Origin of the sequence: Variovorax sp. dw_308 (assembly GCF_019207085.1) — a bacterium.
GTDB lineage: Bacteria > Pseudomonadota > Gammaproteobacteria > Burkholderiales > Burkholderiaceae_C > Variovorax.
Genome location: NZ_JAATOM010000026.1, coordinates 22,606 through 35,690 on the forward strand (window position 1 = coordinate 22,606; position 13,085 = coordinate 35,690).

At 66.0% G+C, this 13,085-nt stretch carries 12 protein-coding genes; 9 read left to right on the forward strand and 3 right to left on the reverse strand.

Annotated elements, in window-relative coordinates; genetic code table 11:
- Positions 1-10: 10 nt before the first annotated feature.
- Together HCU76_RS30890 and HCU76_RS30895 are read right to left on the reverse strand one after the other, a co-directional pair.
- Positions 11-718 carry a glutathione binding-like protein gene (locus tag HCU76_RS30890; RefSeq protein ID WP_213959243.1) on the reverse strand — a complete coding sequence of 236 codons (708 nt, stop codon included), beginning with the start codon at positions 716-718 and terminating at the stop codon, positions 11-13.
- A 43-nt stretch (positions 719-761) separates the two neighbouring features.
- A complete protein-coding gene (locus HCU76_RS30895) occupies positions 762-2,432 on the reverse strand; it encodes an FAD-dependent oxidoreductase (protein WP_218511399.1) in 1,671 nt (556 codons plus the stop codon).
- Positions 2,433-2,532: 100 nt separating this feature from the next.
- On the opposite strand from HCU76_RS30895, the gene HCU76_RS30900 reads away from it, so the two are divergent.
- The 3 genes from HCU76_RS30900 to HCU76_RS30910 all read left to right on the forward strand — a co-directional run bounded on the left by HCU76_RS30900 (position 2,533) and on the right by HCU76_RS30910 (position 6,081).
- Positions 2,533-3,366: a GNAT family N-acetyltransferase gene (locus HCU76_RS30900; RefSeq protein WP_218511400.1), complete on the forward strand. Its 834-nt coding sequence runs from the start codon at positions 2,533-2,535 to the stop codon at positions 3,364-3,366.
- 98 nt (positions 3,367-3,464) lie between these two features.
- A complete protein-coding gene (ppk1, locus tag HCU76_RS30905; RefSeq protein WP_218511401.1) occupies positions 3,465-5,600 on the forward strand; it encodes a polyphosphate kinase 1 in 2,136 nt (711 codons plus the stop codon).
- Positions 5,601-5,619: 19 nt separating this feature from the next.
- Entirely contained in the window at positions 5,620-6,081 is a 462-nt protein-coding gene (locus tag HCU76_RS30910; RefSeq protein WP_213959247.1) for a histidine phosphatase family protein, read from the forward strand.
- Position 6,082: 1 nt separating this feature from the next.
- Here HCU76_RS30910 and HCU76_RS30915 read toward each other — a convergent pair whose 3' ends face one another.
- A complete protein-coding gene (locus tag HCU76_RS30915) occupies positions 6,083-7,603 on the reverse strand; it encodes a Ppx/GppA phosphatase family protein (RefSeq protein ID WP_218511402.1) in 1,521 nt (506 codons plus the stop codon).
- A 208-nt stretch (positions 7,604-7,811) separates the two neighbouring features.
- Between HCU76_RS30915 and pstS the strand changes: the two genes are divergently transcribed.
- The 6 genes from pstS to phoB all read left to right on the forward strand — a co-directional run bounded on the left by pstS (position 7,812) and on the right by phoB (position 13,078).
- The gene (gene pstS / locus HCU76_RS30920) at positions 7,812-8,858 is read left to right on the forward strand and encodes a phosphate ABC transporter substrate-binding protein PstS (RefSeq protein WP_213959249.1); all 1,047 of its coding nucleotides are present in this window, start codon (positions 7,812-7,814) and stop codon (positions 8,856-8,858) included.
- Between the two features lie 69 nt (positions 8,859-8,927).
- A complete protein-coding gene (gene pstC, locus HCU76_RS30925) occupies positions 8,928-9,950 on the forward strand; it encodes a phosphate ABC transporter permease subunit PstC (RefSeq protein ID WP_371319935.1) in 1,023 nt (340 codons plus the stop codon).
- A complete protein-coding gene (gene pstA / locus HCU76_RS30930; RefSeq protein WP_213959251.1) occupies positions 9,947-10,831 on the forward strand; it encodes a phosphate ABC transporter permease PstA in 885 nt (294 codons plus the stop codon). Before pstC ends, pstA begins: the two co-directional genes overlap by 4 nt.
- An 8-nt stretch (positions 10,832-10,839) precedes the next feature.
- Complete coding sequence (pstB, locus tag HCU76_RS30935) at positions 10,840-11,619, forward strand: phosphate ABC transporter ATP-binding protein PstB (RefSeq protein ID WP_213959252.1); 780 nt, start codon at positions 10,840-10,842, stop codon at positions 11,617-11,619.
- 9 nt (positions 11,620-11,628) lie between these two features.
- Positions 11,629-12,330 carry a phosphate signaling complex protein PhoU gene (gene phoU / locus HCU76_RS30940; RefSeq protein ID WP_213959253.1) on the forward strand — a complete coding sequence of 234 codons (702 nt, stop codon included), beginning with the start codon at positions 11,629-11,631 and terminating at the stop codon, positions 12,328-12,330.
- Positions 12,331-12,385: 55 nt separating this feature from the next.
- Positions 12,386-13,078, forward strand: a complete 693-nt coding sequence (phoB, locus tag HCU76_RS30945; RefSeq protein WP_218511404.1) for a phosphate regulon transcriptional regulator PhoB — start codon at positions 12,386-12,388, stop codon at positions 13,076-13,078.
- The last annotated feature ends 7 nt before the right edge of the window (positions 13,079-13,085 follow it).

Consider the following 13,085-nt stretch of genomic DNA (forward strand, 5'->3'; position numbering starts at 1 on the left):
ATTGGCCGTTTCAGCGCTTTTCGTACTGCGTCTTGCCAAAAAGAATGTCGCGCGACGCATCGCTCGTCAGCGGCTTGCGCAACTCGGCCAGCACCTTCACGCCGCGCTGCACCGCCGGACGCGCCGCGATCGCATCGAACCATGCCTTGAGATGCGGAAAGTCGGTGAGCGTGATGCCCTGGTTCTCCCAGCTGCGCAGCCACGGGAAGATCGCGATGTCGGCGATCGAATAGCTCTTGCCGGCGATGAACTTGCTCTTGGCCAACTGCCGGTCGATCACGCCGTAGATGCGCCTGGCTTCATTGGTATAGCGGTCGATGGCGTAGGGGAGCTTCTCGGGCGCATACAGGCGGAAGTGATGCGCCTGGCCAAGCATCGGGCCGACGCTGCCCATCTGGAACATCAGCCACTGCAGCACGTCGTAGCGCGCCCTGTCGCCGGTCGGCATCAGCTTGCCGGTCTTGCCTGCCAGGTACACAAGGATCGCGCCTGATTCGAACAAGGAGATCGGCTTGCCGTCCGGCCCGTTCGGGTCGGTGATCGCAGGGATCTTGTTGTTCGGGCTGATCTTCAGGAACGCTGGCGCGAACTGGTCACCGGCGCCGATGTTGACCGGGTGCGCCACGTAGGGGAGGCGGCACTCCTCCAGCATGATGTGGACCTTGTGGCCGTTCGGCGTGGGCCACGAGAAGACGTCGATGGGGGATTGCGTTGGCATGGCGGGCAGCATAAACGCCATGCCAATTTCTTGCTCATGCCATCTATTGCGCGCCCGCCAGGTGCTGGTGAATCAAGGCCACGGCCGCAGCGCCTTCGCCGATCGCGCCGCCCACGCGCTTGACCGAACCCGATCGCACATCGCCCACCGCGAACACGCCCGGCACGCTCGATTCCAATGCCGCCGACTGCCGCGCCGGAAAGCCGCCGCTCGCCGCCGTGCCGGTGAGCACGAAGCCATGCGCATCGACCGACACGCCGCAGCCATCTAGCCATGTCGTCTCGGGTTCCGCGCCGACGAACATGAAGATGTTGCGCGCCGCGCAGTGGTACTCGTCGCCGCTGCGGTGGTTGCGCCAGGTCGCGCCTTCAAGGCCGCGCTCCGGCTCGCCATGCAGGCTTTGCAATTCGGTGTACGGGTGCAACTCGATGTTCGGCGCGGCCTCGATGCGGTCGATCAGGTAGCGCGACATGCTGGCCGCCAACGAGGGCGCGCGCACCAGGATGTTGACCTTGGCCGCATGCTGCGACAGGAACACGGCGGCCTGACCCGCCGAATTGCCGCCGCCAACCAAGCCGATCTCCTGCTGCGCGCAGAGCTTGGCCTCCAGCGCGGAAGCCCAGTACCAGATGCCGCGGCCTTCGAAGTCGGCCAGTCGCGGCACGGCGGGGCGCCGGTAGCGCGCACCGCTGGCAATCACCACGGTGCGCGAACGCAGCTTGCGGCCATCGGCCAAGGTCACCGACAGTTCGCCGTCACTCTGCGCACGGCTGCAATCCATCGACACGACCTTGGCCGGGATCAGCATTTCGGCGCCGAACTTCTGTGCCTGCACATACGCGCGGCCGGCCAGGGCGCCGCCGGAGATGCCGGTGGGAAAGCCCAGGTAGTTCTCGATGCGCGCACTGGCGCCGGCCTGGCCGCCGTAGGAACGACAGTCCAGCACGATCACGCGCAGGCCTTCCGATGCGGCATACACCGCGGTCGCGAGTCCGGCGGGTCCGGCGCCCACTACCACCACGTCGAACAGTTCGGCATGCTCGACCGAATCGACCATGCCGAGGCAACGCGCCAGCGCGTCCTCGCTCGGGTTCATCATCACCGCGCCGTTCGGGCAGACCACGAGCAGTTGCGCCTCGGCGTACTGCTCAAGCATGGCCGCCGCATCCGCGTCCTGCGTGGCGTCGACCACGTGGTACGGATAGCCGTTGCGGCCGAGGAAGCTTTGCAGCCGGCGCACGTCGGCCGAATCGGGTGGGCCGATCAGCACCGGGCCGCTCGCGCCGGCCTCGATGAGCGCCACGCGCCGCAGGATCAGCGCACGCACCAGGCGCTCGCCCAGGTCGGCCTCGGCAATGATGAGCGCGCGCAACTGGTCGGGCGGGACCAGTAGCGCCTCGACTTCGCCCATCGCATGTCCATCGACCAGCGCCACGCGGCCCGACAGTTGCCCCACCTCCGCCAGGAACTGCCCCGGTCCTTGCTCGGCAATCGGCGTGACGTGGCCCAGGCCATCGCGTTGCGAGATCGCGACCACGCCCTTCAGCACCACGAACATCCCCGGCCCCGGCTCGCCGGCCTTGAACAGGCAGGCATCGGCCGGGTAGTGCCGCGCGCTGCCAAAGCGCGTGATGCGCGCAATATCCGCCGCGTCCAGCACCGGGAACATCTGGTGCCTGCGTGTTTCGACTTCGACCCGCTCTTCGGTTGCCATGCGATCTCCTGGAAGCTGCTCTCGGCGAGCGGTCGAGTTTCACGCATTTGCCATCGCGATGACATGCGGCTTTCATGGTGCCTGACCAGACTCCCGGGACATGAACGAGCTACCCGACCCCGCCTTCGCCCTCTTGCGCCTCACGCAGCGCAATCCGCAGCAACCGGTGCTGTTGCACAGGCAACAACGCGCCGATCCGGACACCAGGGCCGGCCTCACCGTGCAATGGGCCCGGCATCAGGACGAGGTGCACGCCGCGCAGCGACTGCGCCATGCCGTCTTCGTCGGGGAGATGGGCGCGCGCCTCAGCACGCCGCTCGCCGGCCACGACATCGACCTGTTCGACAACTTCTGCGAACACTTGCTGGTGCGTGACGAACGCAGTGGCGAGGTGATCGGCACCTACCGCCTGCTGACGCCCGCGCAGGCCCGCCGCGTCGGCGGCACCTACAGTGACACCGAATTCGACCTGACCCGGCTGCGCGTCTTTCGCGAGCGCATGGTCGAGCTGGGTCGCGGTTGCGTCCATGCGGAGCATCGGCACGGCGGGGTGATCCTGGCCCTCTGGCGCGCGCTGGGCGACTTCATGACCCGCAACCAGCTCGACACCATGATGGGCAGCGCGAGCATCCCCATGAGCCACCTCGGCGTGCCGGGCGGCAACGCGGCGGCCAGCATCTGGCGCCAGTTGTCGGCCACGCACATGGCGCCGGTGCAATACCAGGTGCAGCCGCGCCTGCCGTTGCCGGTGGACCGGCTCGACGGCAGCCTGGAAGTCGACCCGCCGGCGCTCATCAAGGGCTACCTGCGCATGGGCGCCAAGTTGCTCGGCCCACCGGCCTGGGACCCTGATTTCAACAGCGCCGACCTGCCGATGCTGGTGCGCATCGACGACCTGCCGTCGCGCGCCCGTCGGCACTTCCTCGAGCGCTGAACGCCGCGCCAACTTGTGGCTGTCATGAAACCGTCATACGCTTGTCATACGGTCAGGCAAAGCCGTATTTCAAGGCGACTTGACCCAGAATCGACCCCATGCTCACCGCAGCCGAAGATCCCACTCGAAAAGAATTTGCCCAATCCGCATCGGCCACGCTTGCAGCGCTTACGCCGCTCGACCGCGACCATGCCATCCTCGCTTTCAACAGGCGCGTGCTCGACTGGGCCTACCGGCCCGAAATACCGCTGATCGAGCGCCTGCGCTACCTCTGCATCGTGTCGTCCAACCTCGACGAGTTCTTCGAAGTCCGCGTCGCGCCGCACCTGATCGCGGCCGATGCCGGCGACCGCAAGGGCAACTACACGGTGGAATCCTTCGACGCGTTGGCCACCGCCTCGCACGGACTCGTGGCGCAGCAGTACGCGCTCTACAACGACGAACTGATGCCTGCCTTCGCCGCGCACGGCATCCGCATGATTTCGCACGGCGAGCGCAACCCCGCGCAACGCAAGTGGGTGCATGAATACTTCGAGCGCGAAGTGCGCCCGCTGCTCATTCCGGTGGGACTCGATCCGGCGCATCCCTTCCCGCAGGTGGCCAACAAGTCGCTCAACTTCATCGTGCGCCTCGCGGGCAAGGATGCCTTCGGCCGCGACAACCCGATTGCCATCGTCAAGATACCGCGCGTGCTGCCGCGCGTGGTGCGCATGCCGGCCAAGATCTCGGGCGGCCAGAACCTCTGCATGCCCATCTCCAGCATCGTGCGCGCCCATCTGGCCAGCCTGTTTCCAGGGCGCGAGATGGGCGACTTCTCCCAGTTCCGGGTCACGCGGCATTCCGACCTCGCGGTCGACGAGGAAGACGTGAAGAACCTGCGCACCGCGTTGCGGCAGGGCTTGCAGCATCGCCACTTCGGGCAGGCGGTGCGGCTGGAGGTGTCGGCCAGTTGCGCGGAGTCGCTCGCCGGCTTCCTGATGGCGCAGTTCAACCTGCCGGCGCAGGCGCTGTACCGTGTGCATGGCCCGGTGAACCTCGCGCGCCTCACGCAGTTCATCGACTTGATCGATGCGCCGGCGCTGCTGTTTCCGGCCTACCAGCCTTCGTATCCCGTGGCGTTGTCGCCGGTGCAACCCATCTTCGAGCAACTGCAGGCTGGCGATGTATTGGTCCACCAGCCCTTCGAGAGCTTCGACGGCGTGATCGCCTTCCTGCGCGAGGCCGTGTACGACCCGGCCGTGCTCGCCATCAAGCAGACCATCTACCGCACCGGCACCGACTCGGCGCTGATGGACCTGCTGCGCGAAGCCGTGCGGCGCGGCAAGGAAGTGACCGTGGTCGTGGAGTTGAAGGCGCGCTTCGACGAGGAGGCCAACATCAACTGGGCCGAGATGCTGGAGTCGATCGGCGCGCAGGTGGTGTACGGCGTGGTCGGGCTCAAGACGCATGCCAAGATGATGCTCATCACGCGCCGCGAGGGAAACAAGCTGCGCCGCTACGGCCACCTGGCGACCGGCAACTACAACCCGCGCACCGCGAGGCTCTACACCGACATCAGCCACCTCACGGCCGACCCGCTGCTCACCGCGGACATGGAGGCCGTGTTCGTGCACATGGCCGGCCAGAACAAGGTGCCCAAGCTCCATCGCATGTGGCTGGCGCCCTTCGACCTGCACAAGAACACGATGGCGCAGATCGATGCGCTCGGCGCGGCCGCGGCCGCCGGCAAGCCGACGCGCCTCGTCGCAAAGATGAATGCGCTGACCGACGAGGCGCTGATCGCGGCGCTCGTGCGAGCGGGGCAGAAGGGCGTGAAGATCGACCTGATCGTGCGCAGCGCCTGCACCCTGCCGGCGCAGGTGCCGGGCCTGACGGACAACATCCGCGTGCGCTCGATCATCGGCCGCTTCCTGGAGCATTCGCGCGTCTTCTACTACCGCATCGGCGAGGACGAAAGCCTCTACCTGTCGAGCGCCGACTGGATGAACCGCAACATGATGCGGCGCATCGAGATCGCCTGGCCCGTGACCGACCCCGTGCTGCGGCAGCGCATCATCGACGAATGCCTGGTGGCCTACCTTTACGACGGGCGCGATGCCTGGGAACTCGAGGCCAACGGCGCCTATCGACGCGTCGACCGCGACCCGCGCGGCACCGAGGGCCATGGCGCGCAGGACGCGCTCATGGGCCGCTATGCCTCGCGCGGCCTGAGCCGTGCCGCGGCGCGAGACTGATTTTTTTTCGAGGACACAGATGGATTTGATTTTCTGGCGCCATGCCGAGGCCGACGACTGGACCGAAGGCTGCGACGACATGCAACGCTCGCTCACCTCGCGCGGCGAGAAGCAGGCCAAGCGCATGGCCGGATGGCTCGACCGCCAGTTGCCCGAGGGCACCCGCATCATGTCGAGCCCGGCGCGGCGCTGCGAGCAGACTGTGCTGGCGCTGGGCCGCAAGTACAAGCTGCGGGAGGAACTCAGCCCGGGCACGACGGGCGATGAAGTGTTGGCTGCCGCCGGCTGGCCGAATGGCAAGTCGGTGGTTCTGATCGTCGGGCACCAGCCCTCGCTGGGCCAGTCGATTGCGCAACTGATCGGCTTGAGCGCGGAGAGTTGCCCCGTGCGCAAGGGCTCCGTCTGGTGGCTCCGCGCCCGTGAGCGCGATGGGGACGTGCAGACGATCGTGGTCGGGGTGCAGTCGCCCGAACTCCTGTAGCTCAGCAGCCGCGCAGCGTCACGGCCCAATCGGTCTTCTGCCAGGCGACGACTTCCTCGCGCAGCAAGTGCGCCGATTGCGGAAACTCTTCTGCCCAGCCGGCGCGCGCCGTGATGCCGAAGGTTCTGCTGGCCGGCGCGGCGAGCTTCAATGCGTCGGCGTGCGGGTCGCGCCGGGCGTGGCACAGGATCACCGCGAGGCGCAGCGCGAGGAGTTGGCGCGCGAAGACTTCATCGTCCAGGATCAGCCCCAGCTTGCGCAGCTTGCCCCGATGCCCCAGCACGAGTTGGCCCAGCGCGTGCATCTCGTTGACCGCGAAGCCCGGCGCGTCGGTGTTGTCGAGGATGTAGGCACCGTGCTTGTGATATTCACTGTGCGAGATCTGCGTGCCGATCTCGTGCAGTTGCGCGGCCCAGGCCAACTTGCGCAGCGCCCGTCCGGCGCGGCTCGTGGTCTGGCCGCCGCGCGCCGCGGGGTCGAGCTGCACATAAAGTGCCGCGGCCGCATCGCCGACCCTGCGGGCTTGCGCGGCATCCACCTGGAAGCGCGAAGCCAGCCGCGTGACGGTACGGGCACGCAAGTCGGCAACACCTTCGTCCCGCTCCAGCAACTCGTAGAGAACACCGTGCCGCAGCGCGCCTTGGGCGACGTGCATTTCCTCGATGTCGAGCAGGTCGAACACCGCGCGCAGTACGCTCACGCCGCCGCCGATCACGGCCTTGCGGTCTTCGCGCATGCCTTCCATGCGCAGCCTGTCGGCATTGCCGGCCTTCAGCAGCCGGTCGACCAGCCAGGCGAGGCCAGTGCGGGTCACCAGGCCCGGCGGCGCCACGCCCGCCACCGCCAGCACATCACCCACGGCACCGATGGTGCCTGAAGCGCCATAGGCTTCGTCCCATCGGTCGCGGGCGTAGAGCGACAGTGCTTCGTCGAGCACGGCAGTGGCGGCGATCTGCGCGGCGCGGAATGCCGCCGGCGTGAACTGGCCCTTCTCGAAATACTTCATCGACCAGGCAACGCTGCCGACCCGGTAGGACTCCATGATGTCGGCTTGCAGCGCCCGGCCCAGGATCATTTCGGTCGAGCGGCCGCCGATGTCGACCACCAGTCGGCGTTCCTGCTCGGACGCGTCGGTCTGCGGCAGCATGTGCGCCACACCCTGGTAGATCAGCCGCGCCTCTTCACGCCCCGGTATCACGTCGATGCCGAAGCCCAGGATGGTGCGCGCGCGCAGCAGGAACTCGTCGCGGTTGCGCGCCTCGCGCAAGGTCTGCGTGGCCACGGCGCGGACCTGCGAACCCCTGAAACCAGCCAGGCGCTCGCCAAAACGCGCCAAGGCGTCCCAGCCGCGCTGCATGGCATCGGGCGTGAGGTTGCGTGCGCTGTCGAGGCCGTTGCCCTGGCGCACGGTCTCTTTCAAATATTCGGTGCGGTGGATTTGGCCGTGATCCAACTGGCCGATCTCAAGGCGGAAGCTGTTGGAGCCGAGGTCGACTGCGGCCAGACGGGTGCCGTTTTGCATTGGATGTGTGTGGCTGGTGGGCTTCGATGGTAAGCCCGGGTGAAATCCGGGTTGCCGAATCTGCATTCGGCTCCCGATCCCGCATTCTCATGGATCACATGACAGCTCTGTGACACGCCGCCAACGATGTCATATGGCTGTCACACAAGCTTTCTAGAGTCCCGGCAAGCCCTGAATAAGGGTTTGCATCTACTCCTAAGGAAGCTTCATGAAAACGACGATCCAATTCGCAACTGCCGGCCTCGTGGTTGCGGCTTTTGCCTCTGTTCCCGCCTTCGCCCAGAACGTTACCGGCGCCGGCGCCAGCTTCCCCGCACCGCTGTATTCCAAGTGGGCCAGCGACTTCAACAAGGCCACAGGCACGCAAGTCAACTACCAGTCAGTCGGCTCGGGCGCCGGCATCAAGCAGATCGAGGCCAAGACGGTCGACTTCGGCGCATCGGACATGCCGCTCACCGACGACGAACTCAAGGCCAAGGGCCTGATGCAGTTTCCCACCGTCATCGGCGGCGTGATCCCGGTGGTCAACATCGCCGGCGTCAAGCCGGGTGACCTCAAGCTCAACGGCACCGTGCTGGCCGACATCTACCTCGGCAAGATCACCAAGTGGAGCGATCCCGCCATCAAGGCGCTGAACGGTTCGCTCGCCTTGCCCGACGCCGCCATCGCCCCGGTTCGCCGCGCCGACGGTTCGGGCACCAGCTTCCTCTTCACCAACTACCTGAGCAAGGTCAACGCCGACTGGAAGAGCAAGGTAGGCGAAGGCACGGCGGTCAACTGGCCTGTGGGCACCGGCGGCAAGGGCAACGAGGGCGTGGCCCAGTTCGTCAAGCAGTTGCCCAACTCGATCGGCTATGTCGAGTACGCCTATGTGAAGCAGAACAAGATGGTCTACGCGCAGATGCAGAACGCGGCCGGCACCATGGTCACGCCCGATGACAGCGCCTTCAAGGCGGCAGCGGCCAACGCCGACTGGAACAAGACCTTCTACCAGGTGCTGACCAACCAGCAAGGCAAGGACGCCTGGCCGATCACCGGCGCCACCTTCATCCTGATGCAGAAGGTGCAGGAAAAGCCGGCCAACGGGACCAGCGTGCTGCGCTTCTTCGACTGGGCCTTCAAGAGCGGCGACAAGACGGCCGACGACCTCGACTACGTGCCGATGCCCGACGGCGTGAAGACGGCGATCACCAAGGCCTGGGGCGAGGTCAAGGACGCATCGGGCAAGCCCGTCGCGCCTGCGCTGGTCAAGTAAGTCGGAGCGGCGCGTGTGAGCAGCACACCGTTGGAGCGCGCGCCGACCACGTCACTGTCGGAGTCATCCTTGTCATCCACATTTCCTGCCAACGCCCGCGCGCTTGACCTTGCGGCCGAACGTGCGACGCTCACGCCGCCGCCCGCCAAGCGCCCGCGCACCGGTGCGTTGACCGACCGGTTGTTCGGCTGGGCCGCGAAGGGCGCCGCGCTGCTGACGCTGGCGCTGCTGTTCGGCATCCTGCTGTCGCTGCTGGCCGGCGCCTGGCCCGCCATTTCGAAGTACGGCCTCGGCTTCCTGACCAGCACGGTCTGGGACCCGGTGCAGGACGAGTACGGCGGCCTCGTGATGATCTACGGCACGCTGGCCACTTCGGCGATCGCGCTGGTGATCGCCGTGCCGGTGAGCTTCGGCATTGCGCTGTTCCTCACCGAGCTGTCGCCGGCCTGGCTGAAGCGCCCGCTGGGCACGGCCATCGAGTTGCTTGCCGCAGTGCCTTCCATCGTCTACGGCATGTGGGGCCTGCTGGTGTTCGGGCCGATCCTCAGCGCCTACGTACAGCAACCCTTGCAACAGTTGCTTGGCGGCGTGCCGTACCTCGGTGCGCTGGTGTCCGGTCCGCCGGTGGGCATCGGCATCCTCTCGGCCGGCATCATCCTGGCCATCATGATCATCCCGTTCATCGCCTCGGTGATGCGCGACGTGTTCGAGGTGACGCCGCCGCTCCTGAAGGAGTCGGCCTATGGGCTCGGCTCGACCACCTGGGAGGTCGTCTCCAAGGTGGTGCTGCCGTACACCAAGGCGGGTGTCGTCGGCGGCATCATGCTCGGCCTCGGCCGCGCACTGGGCGAGACCATGGCGGTGACCTTCGTGATCGGCAACACCAACCAGCTCAACTCGCTGTCGGTCTTCGAGGCGGCGAACAGCATTACCTCGGCACTGGCCAACGAGTTTGCCGAAGCCGGCGCCGGCATGCACCAGGCGGCGTTGATGTACCTCGGCCTCGTGCTGTTCTTCATCACCTTCGTGGTGCTGTCGCTGTCGAAGCTGCTGCTGCAGCGCATGCAGAAGAGTGAAGGGAAGAAGGCATGACGACTGCCGAGAAACTGTTGGCCGCCAAGGCGCTCAACGAAACGCGCGCGGCAAAGTTCGCGACCCGCAAGCTCGTCAACCAGATCGCGCTCACGCTGTCATTGGCGGCCATGGCATTCGGCGTGTTCTGGCTCGTGTGGATCCTCTGGGAAACGCTGCGCCAGGGCATCGGGGGCCTGGCGATCGCCACTTTCACGGAGATGACGCCGCCGCCGAACGAGGCTGGCGGTATCGCCAACGCGATCTTCGGCTCGCTGGTGATGGTGGCCATGGCCACCTTCGTCGGCACGCCGATCGGCATCATGGCCGGCATCTACCTCGCGGAGTACAACCCGAAGGGCTGGCTGTCGAGCGTGACGCGCTTCGTCAACGACATCCTGCTGTCGGCGCCATCGATCGTGATCGGCTTGTTCGTCTATGCGGTGGTGGTGGCGTACTTCAAGACCTTCTCGGGCCTGGCGGGTGCACTGGCGCTGGCGCTGATCGTGATCCCGGTGGTGATCCGCACCACCGAGAACATGCTGCAACTCGTGCCGCCGGGACTGCGTGAGGCGGCCTATGCGCTCGGCACGCCGAAGTGGAAGGTCATCATCAGCATCACGCTGCGCGCGGCACGCGCCGGCGTCGTCACCGGCATCCTGCTGGCCGTGGCCCGCATCGCCGGCGAAACGGCGCCGTTGCTGTTCACGGCGCTGAACAACCAGTTCTGGACCGCCGACATCTCGCAGCCGATGGCCAGCCTGCCAGTGACCATCTTCAAGTTCGCGATGAGCCCGTACGAGAACTGGCAGCAACTGGCCTGGGCCGGCGTGTTCCTGATCACGGTCGCGGTGCTCGGCCTCAACATCCTCGCGCGAGTCCTCACGCGCAACAAGCTTTGAAAGACAACATGTCCGCCACACTCGCGCAACCCGCGCGCTCCAAGATCTCGGTCAAGGACCTGAACTTCTATTACGGCAAGTTCCACGCGCTCAAGGGCATCAACCTCGAGATCCCGGAGAACAAGGTCACGGCCTTCATCGGCCCGTCGGGCTGCGGCAAGTCGACCTTGCTGCGCACCTTCAACCGCATGTTCGAGCTATACCCCGAGCAGCGCGCCGAAGGCACGATCGCGCTCGACGGCGAGAACCTGCTCACCAGCAAGCAGGACGTGGCGCTGATCCGCGCCAAGGTCGGCATGGTGTTCCAGAAGCCGACGCCATTCCCGATGTCGATCTACGACAACATCGCGTTCGGCGTGAAGCTGTTCGAGAACCTCAGTGCCAGCGACATGGACGACCGCGTCGAGTGGGCCCTCAAGAAGGCCGCGCTGTGGACCGAAGTGCGCGACAAGCTGCAGCAGAGCGGCTCCGGGCTCTCTGGCGGCCAGCAGCAGCGCCTGTGCATCGCACGCGGCATCGCGATCAAGCCCGAAGTACTATTGCTCGACGAGCCATGCTCCGCGCTCGACCCGATCTCCACCGCAAAGATCGAGGAGCTCATCGCCGAACTGAAGAGCGAATACACGGTAGTCATCGTGACTCACAACATGCAGCAGGCGGCGCGTTGCAGCGACTACACGGCGTACATGTACCTGGGCGACCTGATCGAGTTTGGCGCGACGGAGCAGATGTTCTTCAAGCCGAAGCGCAAGGAAACCGAGGACTACATCACCGGCAGGTTTGGTTAAGGACACCACATGACTGAAAAACACCTCTCCAGCCAGTTCGACAGCGAACTCAACGGCGTCTCGTCGCGCGTGATGGAACTCGGCGGCATGGTCGAGTCGCAGATCCACAAGGCCGTCTACGCGTTGTCGCAGTTCGATGCCGACGCCGCCGACCGTGTGATGGAAACCGAGCACCGCGTCAATGCGATGGAGATGGAGATCGACCGCGACCTGTCGTCCATCATCGCGCGCCGCCAGCCGACCGCGCGCGACCTGCGCCTCTTGATCGCCATCTCCAAGACCACGGCCAACCTCGAGCGCGTCGGCGACGAGGCCAACAAGATCGCGCGCATGGTCAAGTCGATCATCGAGAGCGGTTCCGCCCGCACGCTGCCGTCGACCGAGATCCGCATCGCGGCCGACCTGGCCTCGGGCCTGCTGCGCAAGGCGCTCGATGCCTTCGCGCGGCTCGACACCGCGGCGGCCCTGTCGATCCTCAAGGAAGACGACCTGATCGACCAGGAGTTCGACGGCTTCGTGCGCAAGCTGGTCACCTACATGATGGAAGACCCGCGCACCATCTCCGCGAGCCTCGACCTTCTGTTCCTGGCCAAGGCCATCGAGCGCATCGGCGACCATGCCAAGAACATTGCCGAATTCATCATCTACATCGTCAAGGGCGAGGATGTGCGGCACACTTCGATGGAAGAGATCGAGTCGGCACTGCAGTGAATACGGACCGGACTTTGCGTCCGGTTCCCGCCCCCGATCTCATGACCCCAAACACATGAAGAAGCCCAAAGTCCTCATCGTCGAAGACGAGTCCTCGATCGCCGAACTGATCGCCGTCAACCTGCGTCACAACGGCTTCGAGCCGCTGTGGGCGGAAGACGGCCTGGCGGCGCAGCGCGAGATCGACGCGGGCCTGCCCGACCTGATCCTGCTCGACTGGATGTTGCCCGGCCAGAGCGGCCTGGTGCTGGCGCGCCAATGGCGCAAGGACCCACGCACCAAGGCCATCCCGATCCTCATGCTCACCGCGCGCGGCGACGAGCCCGACAAGGTGGCCGGCCTCGACGCCGGCGCCGACGACTACATCACCAAGCCCTTCTCCACGCAGGAGATGCTCGCGCGCATTCGCGCCGTGCTGCGCCGTCGTGCGCCGGAAACCGTGACCGAGCGCGTCGAGATCGGCGACCTCGTGCTCGACACTTCCACGCACCGCGTGACCTGGCAGACGCAGTCGCTCAAGGTCGGGCCCACCGAGTTCAAGCTGCTGGCCTACCTCATGCAGCATGCGGAGCGCGTGCACAGCCGCTCGCAACTGCTCGACAAGGTCTGGGGCGACCACGTCTACATCGAGGAACGTACGGTCGACGTGCACGTCAAGCGCCTGCGCGAATCGCTTGGCGCCGCTGCGGCCATGGTCGAGACCGTGCGAGGTGCGGGCTATCGCCTGACGACCCAGATCACTGCCTGACCGCCCG

Bases quoted from the DNA above. Each gene is read 5' to 3' on its own strand.
- HCU76_RS30910 (WP_213959247.1), top strand. From the start codon at position 5,620: ATGGATTTGATTTTCTGGCGCCATGCCGAGGCCGACGACTGGACCGAA.
- HCU76_RS30900 (WP_218511400.1), top strand. From the start codon at position 2,533: ATGAACGAGCTACCCGACCCCGCCTTCGCCCTCTTGCGCCTCACGCAG.
- HCU76_RS30890 (WP_213959243.1), bottom strand. From the start codon at position 718: ATGCCAACGCAATCCCCCATCGACGTCTTCTCGTGGCCCACGCCGAAC.
- phoB (WP_218511404.1), top strand. From the start codon at position 12,386: ATGAAGAAGCCCAAAGTCCTCATCGTCGAAGACGAGTCCTCGATCGCC.
- HCU76_RS30915 (WP_218511402.1), bottom strand. From the start codon at position 7,603: ATGCAAAACGGCACCCGTCTGGCCGCAGTCGACCTCGGCTCCAACAGC.
- ppk1 (WP_218511401.1), top strand. From the start codon at position 3,465: ATGCTCACCGCAGCCGAAGATCCCACTCGAAAAGAATTTGCCCAATCC.
- pstB (WP_213959252.1), top strand. From the start codon at position 10,840: ATGTCCGCCACACTCGCGCAACCCGCGCGCTCCAAGATCTCGGTCAAG.
- phoU (WP_213959253.1), top strand. From the start codon at position 11,629: ATGACTGAAAAACACCTCTCCAGCCAGTTCGACAGCGAACTCAACGGC.
- pstS (WP_213959249.1), top strand. From the start codon at position 7,812: ATGAAAACGACGATCCAATTCGCAACTGCCGGCCTCGTGGTTGCGGCT.
- HCU76_RS30895 (WP_218511399.1), bottom strand. From the start codon at position 2,432: ATGGCAACCGAAGAGCGGGTCGAAGTCGAAACACGCAGGCACCAGATG.
- pstA (WP_213959251.1), top strand. From the start codon at position 9,947: ATGACGACTGCCGAGAAACTGTTGGCCGCCAAGGCGCTCAACGAAACG.